This window comes from Aliiglaciecola sp. NS0011-25 (genome assembly GCF_040370605.1).
Taxonomy (GTDB): domain Bacteria; phylum Pseudomonadota; class Gammaproteobacteria; order Enterobacterales; family Alteromonadaceae; genus Aliiglaciecola; species Aliiglaciecola lipolytica_A.
The window spans coordinates 84705-101477 of record NZ_BAABWR010000017.1; the positions used below are offsets into that span (position 1 = coordinate 84705).

Genomic DNA, 16773 nt, shown 5'->3' on the forward strand with positions numbered 1-16773 from the left:
CCAATAAATTATGCTGGCAGACAGTACAATGTGCCTACTGTCTGCCTAGCCAAATAGTGTTAGATTTACTGCTATCGTCGCTAAAAACTAACCTATAAATAATTAACTTAGTTGGTTGTAATGTCTAAATGGTACCCTGAGTATTTACGCATATTAATCACCCGATCATTATCTAACATCCAGTATTGTCCCTTGATGCCATTTAGCACACCTTCAAACTCGAATTCTTTATCCAAATTGATTGACTTGATTTTACTTGGGTACTCAGACACAGGGTATTGAATGTCAATTGCGGGCATATCGATTAGGCTGATTGCTTGTAGCCCATATTGTGAGCCAATATCATCTAATTCCATTTCCACTAAACCAAATAAGTGTTCTCGCATGGCAATTAAGTCAGCTTCTTTAGGGTGCTCTTTGAGCATCGCTCGCCAATTCGTTTTATCGGCAATATGTTGCTTAATTACCGTTTCAACTAAGCCACTGAGCAACCTGTTCTTTACCCGTAAAATAGGTATTGCTTGAGTTGCTCCTTGGTCGATCCAGCGGCTTGAAACACCATCGCTAACGTGCCTAGTAATCCCCACTTTTAAGGTGCCGGTATTGGCTAGATACACAAAATGATCGTTCATGCAGTTGTCTTCCCCCCATTGGGGTTCACGACACGTTCCTTGCTCATAATGGCAAGTTTCAGGTTTGATTATACAAGTATCGCACTGAGCTAGTTTCATTAAACAGTGATAACAATAGCCTTGATTAAAGCTTTTTTTGGTTTTTGTATTGCAATGGACACAATTAATCACGCCCTGATAGCTTACTTTCAGCGCGGTTCCAATTAATGGATTCATGCTGATGTGCGAATCACCAATAGGTAAACTATATTCAACCGTAGAGCCAATTTCAGCTTGACCGCGCATTTTGCGAATATTTCCAGAATAAGTGGGCATTAACGTTACTTCTTAGGTTATTGGGCGTTATATATCGCCGTCAAAATAGTGAATCTACTTATTATGATGTGGCACTAGTTAATTAAGTTTTGTTGTTCTTTTGTTGTTTAATTAGCACCGTCATGTTTTAGGCTAGATAGTTTCCATTTGAAGATAATCTAGTACAAGTTGCGAATGCTAATTGAATCTCTGCTTGATATCAAAAATCAGAGTAAATTTTGTATGGAAACAAACTTTTTGCACATTTTCCGTCTATGTTTCACTTTAGATTAGCATTTGAGATATATTTGACTTGGGCAAATTACCGATGCGGGATCCATAATGATAAAATTGTTGTATGCAGTGTTACTTTTATTGCCACTAAATGGCTACTGTTATGACTTGTATCTGGTTCGCCATTTTGAAAAACAATCTGGTGGCACCGATCCTGGATTGACTCAACAAGGCCAGCTTCGTGCTGAAGCCCTTGCTGATTATTTAATGCCGAAAAATATTCAACACATTTATTCAACTAAGTATCACCGAACCAAACAGACAGCCCAGCCTTTCTCAAAACGATCAGGACTAGGTGTGCAATTCTACTCGCCTAAGCAACTGACAGCTTTTGCTCAGAGTATCAAGGCACTGCAAACTAATGTGCTGATAGTCGGTCACAGTAATACGACTCCTGAGTTAATTTCTGCGTTAGGGGGCGTTGCTACTAAAATTGATGAAAGTGAATATGGTGAACTGTTTATTTTGCAAATCTGTGATGATCGTGTAAACACCAAAAGTATATTTATCTCAGCGCCTTAAGCTATTTTTAAAGTTTTTCGAATCGTTTAATAAGCATAGCTAAGGTATGAATTAATATAATTTCTTGGATGAAAAATGCACTACAATGAAAACTCAGTTTTCATCAGTGATGGTTAGAGGAAAATTTTTGTATCAGTTTATGCGACTTATTGTCGCCTTTATCACGATAGGATTAACAAGCTTGCCGTCAGTTGCTGCACCTATCAGTATGTGGCAATCGCCCTATAATGAATTGATTTCACAAAAAGCCAAGGAACCGGCGGCAACATTACAGAAATTGCTTGAAAACCCGCCATCAGTGGGACAAGACAGTTTGCAGCATGCTCAGCATCATTCTACTTTGAGTATGGTTTACTACTCGTTGTCTTTTCCTGCTAAAGCATTAAAACACGCTAGAACCGCCCTTAGCTTTATCGATGCAAAAACCCAACCTTGGTTATTTCATATGACGAAGCTCAACGAAGCACAGGCTTTGGATTTTGTGGGCAGACCTAAAGAGGGTTTAGTCGGCAGCAGCGCCGCGTTAGTTTGGGCCGAATTAAACAACGACGTTAATCTGCTAGTGAGTGCTTTATATGTAAGGGGCATAATTTTTAATTCATTAGTGGATTATCAAGGCGCATTAGTAGACCTGCAACGAGCTTACGAACTTGCGCCGCAATCTGTACTGCTAAGCCGTGGAGACGTTGCTGGCATTTTAGCTTTGGTATATGAATATCGACGGGAAGATGCCCTTTCTATCCCATTTTTTGAAGAAGCCGCAAACTTTCATCAGCAAAATAAAAACTATTTGGAGCTGAGTATTGCGTTATATGGTTTGGGCAGAGCGAATAAGAACGTCGGTAACCGTGAACTAGGTCGCTCTCAATTAGAACAATCACAAGACCTAGCCGAGCAAGTGGGGGATGAGCAGGGAGTGGCATATGCGTTGAAAGAAATCGCGGGTATTTCTTTGATGGAAAATAATTTTTTAGAAGCAAGGTCGAAATTACAACAGGCCTTCAATATTTTCGAGAAAAGTCAAAATATTTACATGCTTTTAGATACCAGTTTATCTTTGTTAAAAGTCGCTATAGCAGAAAAGAATATTGAAAACGGAAAACAATATTTAGCAGCCGCTAAATCTTACATCGATCCAGATAATATGCCGGTACAAAATATCTCGCTTGAAGAAATGCATGCCCGTCTATTGGCATTAGAAGGTAAGTACCCAGAGGCATTCGAAAAGCTAGAAGCAACAGTATCTTGGAAACAACGAGTTTTGAGTCAACAAAGTACCCAGCAATTACACAGTTTGCGGTCTAAATATGAAATCGAAATTAAGGATCGGGAAAATAAACTATTAGAACAAGAAAACCGTACACAGCAAATTAGCATCAACGATGTGGAGACTAAAAATTTACAGTTATTAATGCTATTTGGAGCAACTTTAATCATATGTGGTTTATTGATTGTATTGGTGTATCGCACTATCCAAAATCGAAGCAAATTGGAAAAGTTAGCGAATGTAGACGGTTTAACTGGATTGGCCAATCGTCGCCATGCTTTTGAGTTACTACAACAACAAATTGAGTTGGCCAGTCGACATAAATTTAAATTGTCAGTGGCCATTGTTGATATCGATTTGTTTAAAAAAATAAATGACACCTTTGGTCATGCTGCTGGTGACGAGGTGTTAACCAGTTTTGGTGGCTTATGTTTAGATACTTTCCGTCAAACTGATGTAATAGGTAGAATTGGCGGTGAAGAGTTTATGATCGCATTGCCCCATACATCCCTTGGTGATGCTGAAAAAACCCTTAAAAGTTTGTCCCATAAGGTTAAACAACTACCGATTTCATTTGATCTAAATGGACTCAGTCTATCTATCTCTACCGGTTTAGCCGAATATGCTCAAGGCATGACACTAGAGTGTTTAATGGCGCAATGCGATAAAGCCCTTTATCAAGCGAAACGAGGGGGGAGAGATAAGGTTGTGATTTTTGATGAGCAAGATCCATCATTACTGCAATTAGAATTATAATAATTAACCAAAAGCGCATTTTACATCTAATCTAGAGTAGTGAATCAATTCACCAAAACACTTTTGCCCAGCAGACTTTTAATCTGGATTGGTATTCTTCAAAGCTGTACAATTTGGTTTTTCCTTTGATTCCAACGGAGCGCCTCCGCTATTGCAACATATCCCGCAGAAAGGGTTCATACTCACTCGTAAAGTGGTTGAACGAAATGGTTGTGCCTGTATCGAATTTTGGTTGAGCACCGAACAAGGACCAGTAAAAATCATTACTGATCAACAAAAACCAGTGATGTTCATTGCAAATCACGATGTATCGCGCGCTAGGGCTTTGTTAAATCAATCGGGGATTGCGCTTGAATTCAAATCAGTAAAGTTAAAAACATTCGAACAAACTTCTGTGAACGCCCTGTATTTTGCAACTACTGGGCCTTTTTATCGCGCCAGAGATATTCTTGCCGCCGCAAAAATCACTGCATTCGAAAATGACATCAGGTTGCCCGATAGATACATGATGGAGCGTTTTATCTGTGCTGGTGCTTATTTTACCGGCGAGGTTCAAAATGAGCAGAGCAAGGCAACGTCTGGCTATATTTCGTTGAAAAATGCTCGCCTCAAACCCGCTGATTACATTCCGAAACTAACCTTAGTGTCTCTTGATATTGAGTGCAGTATGGACGGCGAACTATATTCAATTGGACTATCTAGCGGCGATTTTAAACAAGTCATAATGATCGGGCAGCCGGAAGATAATCAGGATTGGCTGATATGGGTTGAGGATGAAAAACGTCTCATTGAACAATTGAATCTATCTATTACCCACTTTGATCCAGACCTTATTATTGGCTGGAATATCATTAACTTCGATTTCAAAGTGTTGACCCAAAGAGCCAACAAATTGAACGTGCGATTGCGTCTTGGGCGAGATGGAAGTGACGTTTACTGGCGTGAGTCGCGAAATGATAGTAACCAGGCGTTTATGAATATTGCTGGACGAGTGGTCATTGATGGTATCGATAGTTTGAAAACAGCGACTTACCATTTTGATAGTTTTAGTTTGGAAAATGTCGCTCAAGCATTACTTGGAGAGGGAAAAGACACCACTGATGTGGATAATCGTGTTGCCGCTATTACCCATGATTTTAATCATAACAAACTAAAATTAGCTAAATATAATCTGCAAGATTGTGTGTTAGTGGAAAGAATCTTTGAGCATACCAACTTAATTAGTTATTTACTGTTACGAAGCCAATTAACTGGGCTGGAACTGGATAAAATTGGTGGTTCTGTAGCTGCCTTTATTAATCTCTATCTGCCTAAACTCCATCGTTCTGGGTATGTATCGCCCAATCGACCCGCAAATGGCGGGTTAGCAAGTCCTGGCGGATATGTAATGGACTCATTTCCTGGCTTATACAAAAACGTATTGGTACTCGATTTCAAGAGTCTTTACCCTTCTATCATCCGCACTTTCAAAATCGACCCACTAGGTTTAGTGGAGGGGTTACTTGAGCCGGAAAACGCTATTCCGGGCTTTCGTGGCGGTTTATTTTCGAGGGATAAACACTTTCTTCCCGATATTATTACCAGCTTGTGGCGACAAAGAGATGAGGCAAAGCGTCAACAGGATACGGCTCGCTCGCAAGCAATTAAAATCATAATGAATTCGTTTTATGGTGTTCTGGGGTCTGGTGGCTGTCCCTTTTATGACACCCGCTTAGCAAGTTCAATCACTATGCGCGGCCATGAAATTATGCAAACCACCGCTGCATGGATTGAAGAAAAAGGTTACAAAGTCATTTATGGAGATACTGACTCTACTTTCGTTTGGCTAGAAAATACTAAGGGAGTAGAACAAGCGTTGGATATAGGAAAGACTCTTGAGCGAGAGATTAACCAAATGTGGCAACAAAAAATTCAACAGCAACTCGATTTGACATGTCACCTAGAAATAGAGTTTGAAACCTTATTTTCAACCTTTTTGATGCCGACCATTCGGGGCGCTGAAACGGGCAGCAAAAAGCGCTATGCAGGTTTGAAGTATGCTTCAGGTAAACAACCTGAACTCATATTTAAAGGTTTGGAAACGGTTCGTTCTGATTGGACCAAACTCGCTAAAGAATTTCAACCAACCTTGTATAGAATGGTGTTTGCTAATCAGGATGTAAGTGCTTACTTGCTTAATGTGATAAGAAAAATAAGGTCAGGGGAGTGTGACGAACAACTAGTATATCGAAAACGACTACGCCAACCTTTGGTCCAATACACGAAAAATGTGCCACCTCACGTAAAAGCTGCCCGTATTGCCGATGAGCAAAACAAACAGCTCAACAAACCACTTCGTTATCAAAACAAAGGCTGGATAAGTTATGTGATTACCTTAGATGGTCCTCAGCCTGTAGATTACATTCATTCAGCCTTAGACTATGAACATTACATTGATAAACAAATTAGGCCCATCGCAGAAGGTATTTTACCTTTCATAAATGTCTCCTTTGAAGACATCACTAGCGATCAACTGGGCCTGTTTTGATCATTCTGGATGATAAGAGTCATCTCTGAAGTCAGGGTATGTATCAATTCCAAGTAATTTATACAGTAAGCAAAATCCAAAACTGCTGGTATAAAATAATGCTGCGCCAATTACACCTAATACAATGCTTATTGTGGTACCGTATAAACCTTCAACCGCCATTGCCAAAAATGCAAGTGCTAAAATTGAACGAATTGCTGTATCTAATATGCCAACATTTTGTTTCATTTTTCTATCTCCTAATCCGATGTACTTATCTTAGGCTTATGGCATAAATTGATGTTGATCTGAATCAACTTAACAACACCTTTGTGAGTTATTTGCTTTGTGAAGCTGACGAATCATTAGCGTCGTACAGATAACGAAAGTTTCGGTGTTAGACTTTTTTACAATATAAAAATTGGCGCATACAGAGTATATTAGCGGACATATGTTTTATGAGAATAGGTTGGATTGATGCACAGAATACTTGTAATTGACGATGATCAAATTACCTTGGAATTAATACAGCTGATTTTAGAAGAGTTTGTTGAAGGTGAGGTTATTACCATAAACAGTGCCGTTGATGCTGTGCGTTATATAGATAAAAATGACATGAATAAAATTGATTTAGTTATCTGTGATTGGCAAATGCCGGAACACGATGGTATTGCGTTGTTGAAAACGGTTCGTTCGAAACGTCAGGACTTACCATTTTTAATGGTGACAGGAACAGCAACCAGAGATCTTGTTATGTCTGCTAAAAAAGCCGGCGCCTCAGAATTTATTGCTAAACCATTTAAAAATCATGACTTAACCGATAGAGTAGCGAAATTGCTAAAATAAATAGATTCTTACACTATCCGCTTTACTAATTAACATTGTTAAAGGAACAATCATGCAGTTTGATGATGTCATCGACAGGTCCGCTACTCACGCATTCAAATGGGAAAAATACAAAGGGACAGATATCTTACCTATGTGGGTTGCAGATACTGAATTTGCGAGCCCTAAAGCGATACAAACAGCTCTTGCGCAACGTGTGGAGCACGGCTTGTTTGGGTATACTTTGCCAGCACAGTATACGCCGGCAAATGACGCTGTTGTGCGTTGGTTAAAAGAGCAACACGATTGGCAAATTGATCCTCAGTGGATTGTCTGGACACCAGGTGTTGTGCCTGCTTTCAACGTAGCGTGCAAAGCTTATTGTGAGGCGGGGGATTCGGTGATGATTCAAACACCTAATTACCCACCTTTAAGAGCTGCTCCGGGAATTAGTGGACTAAACAGAATTGAAATCGATAGCGTTGAGATTGACGGTCGATGGACTCTGGATTTTGCGCAATTAGAAGAACAGGCGAGTGATCCTAAGTGCAAGTTGTTTATCATATGTAACCCTATGAATCCTGTTGGCTCGGTATTGAGTGAAGCTGAACTCACTAAAATTGCGCAAATTTGCAATAAATATGACGTCAAGTTGTGTTCAGATGAAATTCATTGTGATTTAGTCCTAGATGAATCGAAAAAGCATTTTCCTGCTGGGAACTTCGCTGGATTAGAGCACAACTCAATTACGCTGATGGCCGCGAGTAAAACCTTTAATGTTGCAGGTTTAGGCACATCGTTTGCGATTATTCCTGATAGTAAATTACGCGCTGAATTTGTAGCGGGTATGCAAGGGTTTATCCCTTGGGCAAATGTTATGGGACTGGTAGCAACCGAAGCTGCATTTACTTTATGCGACCAATGGCATTCTGAATTACTCGATTATTTGCGCGCAAATTTAGCCTATGTCGAGCAACAGGTAGAGCAAATTGAAGGGCTTAGATTGTTAAAAGTGGAAGCGACCTTTTTGGCTTGGATAGATGCCAGTGGGTTAGGCTTAGACAACCCACAATCTTATTTTGAAAGTAAGGGAGTAGGACCCTCACCAGGCGTTGATTTTGGCAATAAACAATTTGTTAGAATTAACTTCGGTTGTCCAAAAAGCATGCTTGAAGAAGCATTTAATCGACTAAAATCTTAATTTCTCCGGCTGGGGCGTAAAAATATCAGATAAAAACACTGACTATTTTATACAGCCCCAAAGCTGAAACGAATGCGACTATTAAACCTCCAAACAGGTTGGCTAAGATTCCGTTTTTATGCTGACCCATTAGTTTTTCGTTGTTTAAAGTCCAGATTAAGAAGATGGCAATAACCGGTAACAGCAAACCGTTAGCCGCTTGCGCAAATAAAATCGCCGCTAAGGGTTTTATGCCAATGCTGGCAAAGAGCACACCAACAATCATCACTGTAATCCAAATACACTTAAATCGCTTATCGGCAAGTTCGGTTTTCCAACCCAGCGCGCCGCTAACAGCGTAAGCTGCGGCTAAAGGGGCGGTAATCGCACTAGTGAGTCCAGCTGCAAATAAGCCAATTGCGAAGAAAACATTGGCATAGCTACCCAATAAGGGGGCCAGTTGTTGACCTATGTTAGCGGCGTCTACTTGAGTTTGTGTGGCAAAAAAGGTACTTGCTGCACAGGATAAAATTGACAGTGTAATTAACCCACCTAAACCAATGGATAAGGTGCTATCAATCCGATTATTTGTTAATGCAGAGTCTAGATTATCTTTATCAGGGGCGTTTTTGGACACAATACTGGCGTGTAAAAATAGGTTATAAGGAACAACTGTTGTCCCTATCAAAGCCATTATCATTAAACTGCTACCATCAGGAAAATCAAATGCCAAAGCACCCCGAACAATGTCTTGTAAACTTGGTCCAGCAATAAACATAGTGGCAATAAATACGGTAGACATGGTTAAGACTAAAGTGATCAGCGACTTTTCTACCCACTTGTATTGGCCGGTTAGCAGTAGGCCACTTGAAATTGCAGCCAGTAACCATACCCAGTGAGTTAATTCTCCGCCAGATAAACCAGATAGACCTATAGCAGCACCTGTTAAATTGCCACCTTGATAGGCCGCATTGCCTATACCTATCGCACTTACGACTAACAGGCAGGCTAGCATTTTTTTAATACCACTGAATTGTTGACTAATAGCTTCAGCTAAGCCACTACCTGTAACCAACCCTAAGCGCGACGCCATTTCCTGTAATACAAAAGTGGCGATAACTGAGAACAGTAACGCCCAAACCAAGGCAAAACCAAAGTTTCCTCCTGCTAGCGTGGCAGTGGTCACAGTTCCAGGACCAATAAATGCAGCGGTTACCAACAGCGCAGGGCCGAATTTTTTCATAATGATACCAATTTTATCTTAAACCCTGTTCACACTGACTTTCTGGGTAATTGAGGTGGACGAAATGAGTGATAAGTCAGCTTAACGCAGAGTAAGATTGTTGTCACTTGCTTGGCTCTACATTGGCATGCAAAGTGTCGCAGATGGTGCTGATTTTTAAATGAATTGTTTTAAGACAGGTGGTATGGGAGTTCGATTACTTGAGTGGGAAAAATGACGTTACAGCAAGTGATTGGTGCAACGTCATTTATATTAGAATATGAATTATCTTAGAAGTTTAATCTTGCTCCGACTACCACTGAGCGACCCGGTAAAGGGGCGACATCTTTGATAAAGGACGCATGAACCCGAGCTTCTTTATCGAGTAGGTTATTGCCTCTAACAAATAACACCAATTCATTGTCGGCTACCTCGGTGTAATAATTATAAGCCGCATTTACTAAGGTATAACCTGCAGTTTCAGTTTCATAATCAGCGATATCGGTTTGCTTAGCGTTGTAGGTTGCCCCTACTTCAGCGTGCCAATAATCACTTTCAAAGTGCAATCCAAAACCAATTCTTGCTGGTGGAATACGAGGCAAGTTTTCACCACTGGTGAGTTCTGCTTTTGTTATATCGGCAAAAGTTTCCAAGCGAATTTGCTCAGTTATGTGCCAGTCTATTTCCGCTTCGAAGCCATAAATTTCAGCATCTTGCTGACGGAATAAATATATTGCCAGACCTTCATCTTCATGATCATGGTCAGCATCAAGCTCTTCGTCACCTTCTTCTTCACTATGAATATGACCATCTTCAGATACTAATCCGGTATTTTGTTGGAACAGGTAGTTGTCGATTTGATTGTAAAAAATACTAAAGGTCGCCTCTACGCTGTCGCCGGAAGTGTGATAAGTCAGATCTAGGTTGTTTGATATTTCCTTTTCTGCGTCTTGTTGGTTCTGGACTATATGGTATTCACCAGCTTCGTCACTGGGTTCAATATCAAATCCAGCACCAAGTTCGTATGTGCTAGTTGCGATATGCAGACCGTTTGAATACATCTCAGCGGCAGAAGGTGCTCTTTCAGAACGAGCATAATTAAATGACAATGTAGCGTTGTCTTGAACGCTCCACACCACACCTGCCGATAAACTTAATGCAGAATAACTTGCATCATCAAAGAAAATCTCATCAGTGTGCTCATCTTCCGTTGATTCGAAAAAGCTGTTATCTACAGAAATATCACTTTTTTCATAACGGAAACCCAATTGCCATAAAAATTTATCGACATGTTTCTCTTCAAGCACAAAGAGCGCAAGTGAGTCACTTTCTGAAGCAGGGGTAAAAGCTTCATCACCCAATGCTGAAAAATCACTGTTGGTGTAATTGAGGCCGATTACCCCTTCCCAACCATTGATACTGCGATGTTTTCCCCACAAACGGGACTCGATGGATTCATTATTAAACGTTGTACCTATAGCGCCATCTTCAATTTCACTATGACTGTAATCGGTGTAAGCACTGCGGAATTTAAATTCACTGAAAAAGCCATCTAGATCATGCAGATCGACTAACATTTGGTAACGATCTTGGTCTAATCTAGCAAAGACTTCCTCTTCTTCATGCTCTTCTTCTTCTTCCTCATGCTCTTCTTCATGAGAATGACCAGGTATACCATAATCACTTTCTAATTGGCCGAACGAGAATGCTACATTGAGATTATCTGAAGCCCAACCTAAACCTGCGGTAAAACCGTTTGAATCGATAAACGAATTATCTAACTTACCACTGTCTTCGGTGCCATCAATATCTGCGGAACCTGGAATGGAATAGTTTTCAGTTTCTCTATCAAATGCATCAAAATGCCACATTACTGTGTCATTGCCGCCATCCACATTCAGATTAAGTAAATCTTCACTCGAAACAGAGTCATGTAAGTAACTAACTTTACCTTCAATCTCATCTCGTCTTTGCACAGGTAAACGATTGTCTACGATATTTACCACACCACCAATTGCGCCGCTTCCGTACAACAGCGTTGCAGGTCCTCGTAACACTTCTATTTGAGTGGCGTTAGCTGACTCTGTGGATACTACGTGATCTGGTCCTACTCTAGATGCATCTGACGCATCTAGACCGTTTTGTAGAACTTTAACTCTTGGGCCATCAAGGCCTCTAATAATGGGGCTACTTGAAACCGGTCCAAAATAGGTGCTATGAACACCGGGAACGTTTTTTAATGTTTCACCTAGAGTTGGAGCAATTCTCGATTCTAAATCCTCACCTGCGATAATTGAAACTGGCGTAGCAGACTCGAGCACAGTAGGATTAAGGGGATTTGACGTAATGACCAATTTTTCTATTTGTTGTTCATCTTTTTGAATTGGTTTGGTTTGCGCGTTAACTTGGTTAGAAACACTTAGTGCTAGTATAATGGTACTGGTGAGTAAAGAGTATTGTTGCGATAGCACGACGAGCTCCTTTATATAGAATGTTAATGCAATGTTATACTGTATCAATTGATATATTATAACGTTCTAAGTGGTTTTTTTGTCAATGTTTTTTTTCAGTAAATTTCAATGTTAAATGAATCTAAAATCTGAAATGCCAATAGGAATGAGTTTTGCCATTCGTAAAACCTGACGCTTTACAACAGCTTGAAAAAATATGCAGGCAGTATCCAACACTATTACATTCACCACATTATGTGACGGGAATTGTCTTTGCTGTTAGCTCTGCACCCGAGATACCTATGCCTGATGTTTGGCTTAGCTGGGCATTTCAGCAGAAGCGCGGTGACGTTTCAGAGTCGGAAGTGGATCATATCGCTGAAGTTTTGATGGCTTTATTGCAACATGAGTTAGCGCAGATGCGCACAAATAATATTGACTATCCAGGCAAAGGCCAGCCTCTGCCTGATAACTTAACCGCAGATATTCCTGTTAGCCAATGGCTGCAAGGTTTATTGGCTGGGCATAGTCAGTTGGAATCGGTTTGGCAGGGATGTTGGCAACAAGTGCAAGTAAAACAACCAGAAAAGCTGAGTGTATTCCAGCGTGACTTAAAACATTGTTTATTGATGTTTAGTTCGTTTGCCAATATTCCTATTGCACTTGAACAAGCTAAAAGAGTGAATAACCTGAAGTTACTTGAAAACCTTCCCAAGATTTACGCATCTTTGCCAGCCGCTTTGAAAACTTATGTGGATTTATCAGGCCAGCTTGCGGAGTTTTTACCCGACCAATTTGAAACCTTTGTGCAGTCTACGAAGCCTTCCTCAGATTAACTATCTAACGGACGTTTAGCTTTTCTGACGGCCTTTGGATGCATTAACTTTTCTAAATCATGCATACAATTGGCAATTCTTGCGTGGGTTTTCTTGTCATTTGTGATGGCGTTATACAACCAATGATAAGCGTCTTCATAATCATAAGGGCTGCCAAATCCATCGATGAATAAATCGGCAAGTTGAATTTGAGCTTTGAGGTTTCCTAGGGCGGCGGCCTCTCGTAAATAGATAACTGCACGCTGCTTGTCTTGTTGAACTAGTTTACCCGCAGAATAGTATCGACCTAACTGCTCCAAAGCGGCAGGAAGTCCCTGATCGGCAGCTTCTTGCATATAACTAATGCCTCTAGTTGGTTCTGCATCAACACACACCCCCCAGGCTAACATATCGCCCCACAAAAATTGAAAAGAAGGAATCTTTAGGGTTTCCGCGCGTGCTTCAATGTCTTGCACAAGTTGGCATCTGTCGAGCACCACACGGTCGAGGTGTTCATTGCGATTTATCAATCCAATCAATTCATCTTGAGTGTATAACTCAACCGCTTTTATCGGTTCTGCACCGTGCAAATTAAACGACAACAAAGCCAATGATGTAATAAATGAAGTAAACTTAAACAGGCGCATATCAAATTTTCCGCAGAGTCAAAAAATTAACCAACTATAATGATTGTATCGACATTTACGCAAAATACTAAATACAAAAGCACATTTAGGCACGGGGCACCCAAAGAGCTGCCCTTAGAATACAACAAGATGACAGCGACAACAGTCGATACAACCGTTGCCTACCGTATTTATACAAATTCTATCGGGAAGTTAGGGCGGACTGAATAATTTGCGCGTGTTCTGCTAAATCATGTCCTAAATCAGTTAGATAGCCGCCATCTGGTTGACTAACCACGCCTTTGTCAAATAACCTTTTTGCTGCATCTACCATTGACTGTTCAGCATCGTGATGGATTTTTAGTCCTTGCATTAAACTTTTGTTGGGGAATTTTAAGATTAGATTAAGTTCTTCGGTGAGCTCGTTGTTAAAAGGCATAATTTACTCTTCTTATAATGTTGAATGTTATTTTCGTTTTACATATTTTCCGTCAAACAGGGTTGTCCAAGTTTTGCCATTGTTCTGGCTGGACTCCCAATGTTGACGTACGCTTTTGTCGGCTGATGGCGTCCAAGTAATTCTGTGCACAATATTTTCTCCTTTAGGTGTTTTTCCCGGACCTTCAAGTACCATAGATTGCCCGTCAAATTTGCCATTCAAAGACAGAAGTAAACCGCTATTATCTACCCAAGTTTGATGCCATTGTTGGTTGCTAACATCAAATATATTGATGCTTTGACCTTGGTAGCCTGAAGGCGTTTGGTATTCTTCTGTTAAAATACATCCGTTTAGTTGTGAGGTGATTTTATTTATTCCAACAATTTTGTGTTGTGGAGAATATACGTCCCAAGTTCCTAGCCAGAAATCAAATTGCCTATGGGCAGGGCTATCACACGCTGCTGACGCGTGAAAACTCATTATCGAGATAATTAATAACACACTGCATCTAATGTTCGATTGCATAGCTTTTGTACAATGGAAGATCACCTGTGTTTAGATTATCCCTGAATTGATAAAATTACAAAAATTTAACAATTTATTTTTACAACTAAATTCTCACATCTCTCGTATAAAGCTTCCCACGGGTTTATACTTATTAGTTCTGAATAGATAGCGGTTCAACATGAAATACAAAGACTTACGAGATTTTATAGCGCAGTTAGAAAGCAGAGGTGAACTTAAGCGAGTTTCCCTTGAGGTAGATCCTGACTTAGAAATGACCGAAATCGCCGATCGTACGTTACGTGCTGGTGGACCCGCTATATTATTTGAGAATCCAAAAGGCTATTCGATTCCTGTTTTAGCGAACCTTTTTGGTACTCCTGAACGTGTAGCCTTAGGTATGGGCCAAGAAAGTGTTGGCGCTCTACGGGAAGTTGGAGAACTATTAGCCTACTTAAAAGAACCCGAACCGCCCAAAGGTTTAAAAGATCTGTGGGAGAAACTGCCGGTGTTCAAGCAAGTGTTGAATATGCCAGCCAAAGAAGTGCGTAAAGCCGTTTGTCAGCAAGTGGTGATTACCGGCGAAGATGTAGATTTGTCGACATTTCCCATTCAAAGGTGTTGGCCAGGTGATGTGGCTCCTTTGATTACTTGGGGGTTAACTGTTACCCGAGGTCCAAACAAAAAACGACAGAATTTAGGCATTTACCGACAACAAGTGATAGCCAAAAATAAAGTGATAATGCGCTGGTTGTCCCACCGTGGTGGTGCCCTGGACTTTAGAGAGTTTTGTCAGCAAAATCCCGGTGAAAACTATCCGGTATCAGTGGCTCTTGGGGCTGATCCAGCAACCATACTTGGCGCCGTAACACCGGTTCCAGACAGTCTGTCAGAATACGCATTCGCAGGCTTATTGCGGGGAGATAAAACCGAAGTAGTTAAATCTATCAGTAATGACCTTCAGGTACCGGCCAATGCTGAAATTGTATTAGAAGGATACATTGCGCCCGGTGAAACTGCACCAGAAGGACCTTATGGTGACCATACTGGGTATTATAATGAAGTGGATGAGTTTCCGGTCTTTACAATAACCCATATAACTCATCGAAAAGATCCCATATACCATTCAACTTATACTGGCAGACCACCTGATGAGCCAGCAATATTGGGCGTTGCGCTAAACGAAGTGTTTGTACCCATTCTACAAAAGCAATTTCCTGAAATTGTTGATTTTTATCTTCCTCCAGAAGGCTGTAGTTATCGGTTAGCAATAGTGACCATGAAAAAACAATATCCTGGTCATGCCAAACGGGTAATGATGGGAGTTTGGTCATTCTTACGTCAGTTCATGTACACCAAGTTTGTGATAGTTTGCGATGACGATGTGAACGCCAGAGATTGGAAAGATGTTATCTGGGCAATCACAACGCGAATGGATCCATCCAGAGATACAACGTTAATCGAGAATACGCCAATCGATTATCTTGATTTTGCGTCCCCCGTTTCAGGATTAGGTTCGAAAATGGGAATGGATGCTACCAATAAAATGCCGGGTGAAACCGATAGAGAATGGGGCGAGCCGATTGAGATGGATGCCTCAGTTAAGTCCTATGTAGACGAAATCTGGGACAGCTTAGAGCTGTTACCTAAATCTGATTAATAAAGAGAAGCTAGCGTTTTTATGTCACCAATAAGTTGTAAAGTAGAATCAATTGAGCCGTTAACCGACATTGTTAGTCGAGTAAAGTTGGCTGCATCAAGTCCAGTGTCGTTTAAAGCCGGACAATACGTGAAAGTTATTATGGGTGAAAACGATTCCCGACCTTTCTCTATAGCCAACTCGCCGGATGGTAGTAACCAAATCGAGTTACACATAGGGGCAGGTGTTGGCAATGATTATGCCGGTCAAGTGTTAGAAAAAATGAAGACCAAGGGTGAAATCGATATCGCTGGTGGACATGGTGAAGCATATTTACGAGACGAGAATATTAAACCCACTATTTTATTAGCTGGCGGAACGGGGTTTTCATATACATATTCTATTCTCCAACAACGATTAAAAATCGCCGATACGCAACCTGTATTTTTATACTGGGGAACTCAGACGTTAGCTGATATGTATGAATACGAAGCGCTGATTGAACTGGAGAAAGAGCATTCGAATTTTCGATTTATTCCGGTAGTAGATGCACCTGATGAAGATTGGCAAGGTAAATCCGGTTGGGTTCACCAAGCCATATTGGCTGATTTTGTCAGTTTAGAACCCTATCAAGTGTATGTTGCAGGTCGATTTGAAATGGCCGGTGTGGCTCGAGACGATTTCCAAAAACAAGGCTTATTGTTGGAAAACCTGTTTGGAGATGCTTATCAGTTTATTTAAAGTGTATGCCTAAACACATATTGCAGGGCTATTTGGCTGCTTTTGAATAAAATTTGCCCAA

General features: G+C 40.7%; 15 protein-coding genes. 8 read left to right on the top strand and 7 right to left on the bottom strand.

Going from position 1 to position 16773, the window contains the following annotated elements; translation table 11 throughout:
• Positions 1-107: 107 nt before the first annotated feature.
• The gene (locus tag ABWV72_RS15265; protein ID WP_353371543.1) at positions 108-947 is read right to left on the bottom strand and encodes a DUF2797 domain-containing protein; all 840 of its coding nucleotides are present in this window, start codon (positions 945-947) and stop codon (positions 108-110) included.
• A gap of 321 nt (positions 948-1268) precedes the next feature.
• On the opposite strand from ABWV72_RS15265, the gene ABWV72_RS15270 reads away from it, so the two are divergent.
• The 3 genes from ABWV72_RS15270 to ABWV72_RS15280 all read left to right on the top strand — a co-directional run bounded on the left by ABWV72_RS15270 (position 1269) and on the right by ABWV72_RS15280 (position 6292).
• Positions 1269-1742 carry a SixA phosphatase family protein gene (locus tag ABWV72_RS15270; RefSeq protein ID WP_353371545.1) on the top strand — a complete coding sequence of 158 codons (474 nt, stop codon included), beginning with the start codon at positions 1269-1271 and terminating at the stop codon, positions 1740-1742.
• A gap of 85 nt (positions 1743-1827) precedes the next feature.
• Complete coding sequence (locus tag ABWV72_RS15275; protein ID WP_353371547.1) at positions 1828-3765, top strand: tetratricopeptide repeat-containing diguanylate cyclase; 1938 nt, start codon at positions 1828-1830, stop codon at positions 3763-3765.
• Positions 3766-3916: 151 nt separating this feature from the next.
• Positions 3917-6292, top strand: a complete 2376-nt coding sequence (locus tag ABWV72_RS15280; protein WP_353371549.1) for a DNA polymerase II — start codon at positions 3917-3919, stop codon at positions 6290-6292.
• Here the strand turns inward: ABWV72_RS15280 and ABWV72_RS15285 are convergent, their stop codons facing one another.
• Positions 6293-6520 carry a YgaP family membrane protein gene (locus ABWV72_RS15285; RefSeq protein ID WP_342805031.1) on the bottom strand — a complete coding sequence of 76 codons (228 nt, stop codon included), beginning with the start codon at positions 6518-6520 and terminating at the stop codon, positions 6293-6295.
• 228 nt (positions 6521-6748) lie between these two features.
• On the opposite strand from ABWV72_RS15285, the gene ABWV72_RS15290 reads away from it, so the two are divergent.
• Together ABWV72_RS15290 and ABWV72_RS15295 are read left to right on the top strand one after the other, a co-directional pair.
• Positions 6749-7117, top strand: coding sequence for a response regulator (locus tag ABWV72_RS15290; RefSeq protein WP_216049634.1), 369 nt, complete (start codon positions 6749-6751; stop codon positions 7115-7117).
• Between the two features lie 52 nt (positions 7118-7169).
• Complete coding sequence (locus ABWV72_RS15295) at positions 7170-8297, top strand: MalY/PatB family protein (protein WP_353371552.1); 1128 nt, start codon at positions 7170-7172, stop codon at positions 8295-8297.
• 25 nt (positions 8298-8322) lie between these two features.
• Here the strand turns inward: ABWV72_RS15295 and ABWV72_RS15300 are convergent, their stop codons facing one another.
• Both ABWV72_RS15300 and ABWV72_RS15305 read right to left on the bottom strand, forming a co-directional pair.
• Positions 8323-9519, bottom strand: a complete 1197-nt coding sequence (locus ABWV72_RS15300; RefSeq protein ID WP_353371554.1) for an Nramp family divalent metal transporter — start codon at positions 9517-9519, stop codon at positions 8323-8325.
• A 269-nt stretch (positions 9520-9788) separates the two neighbouring features.
• Positions 9789-11969, bottom strand: a complete 2181-nt coding sequence (locus ABWV72_RS15305) for a TonB-dependent receptor (protein ID WP_353371556.1) — start codon at positions 11967-11969, stop codon at positions 9789-9791.
• A 152-nt stretch (positions 11970-12121) separates the two neighbouring features.
• On the opposite strand from ABWV72_RS15305, the gene ABWV72_RS15310 reads away from it, so the two are divergent.
• On the top strand, positions 12122-12784 hold the full coding sequence (locus tag ABWV72_RS15310; protein ID WP_353371558.1) for a UPF0149 family protein: 663 nt from the start codon (positions 12122-12124) through the stop codon (positions 12782-12784).
• Here the strand turns inward: ABWV72_RS15310 and ABWV72_RS15315 are convergent.
• The 3 genes from ABWV72_RS15315 to ABWV72_RS15325 form a co-directional block, all read right to left on the bottom strand.
• A complete protein-coding gene (locus ABWV72_RS15315) occupies positions 12781-13410 on the bottom strand; it encodes a tetratricopeptide repeat protein (RefSeq protein ID WP_216049639.1) in 630 nt (209 codons plus the stop codon). The two genes, ABWV72_RS15310 and ABWV72_RS15315, sit on opposite strands and share 4 nt — an antisense overlap.
• Before the next feature lie 181 nt (positions 13411-13591).
• The gene (locus ABWV72_RS15320) at positions 13592-13828 is read right to left on the bottom strand and encodes a TIGR02647 family protein (protein WP_216049640.1); all 237 of its coding nucleotides are present in this window, start codon (positions 13826-13828) and stop codon (positions 13592-13594) included.
• A gap of 27 nt (positions 13829-13855) precedes the next feature.
• Positions 13856-14329 (bottom strand): hypothetical protein, encoded by a 474-nt coding sequence (locus ABWV72_RS15325; protein WP_353371561.1) that lies wholly within the window; start codon positions 14327-14329, stop codon positions 13856-13858.
• Positions 14330-14513: 184 nt separating this feature from the next.
• Between ABWV72_RS15325 and ubiD the strand changes: the two genes are divergently transcribed.
• Both ubiD and fre read left to right on the top strand, forming a co-directional pair.
• Positions 14514-15992, top strand: coding sequence for a 4-hydroxy-3-polyprenylbenzoate decarboxylase (gene ubiD / locus ABWV72_RS15330; protein WP_353371563.1), 1479 nt, complete (start codon positions 14514-14516; stop codon positions 15990-15992).
• 21 nt (positions 15993-16013) lie between these two features.
• A complete protein-coding gene (gene fre, locus ABWV72_RS15335) occupies positions 16014-16712 on the top strand; it encodes an NAD(P)H-flavin reductase (RefSeq protein WP_216049643.1) in 699 nt (232 codons plus the stop codon).
• The last annotated feature ends 61 nt before the right edge of the window (positions 16713-16773 follow it).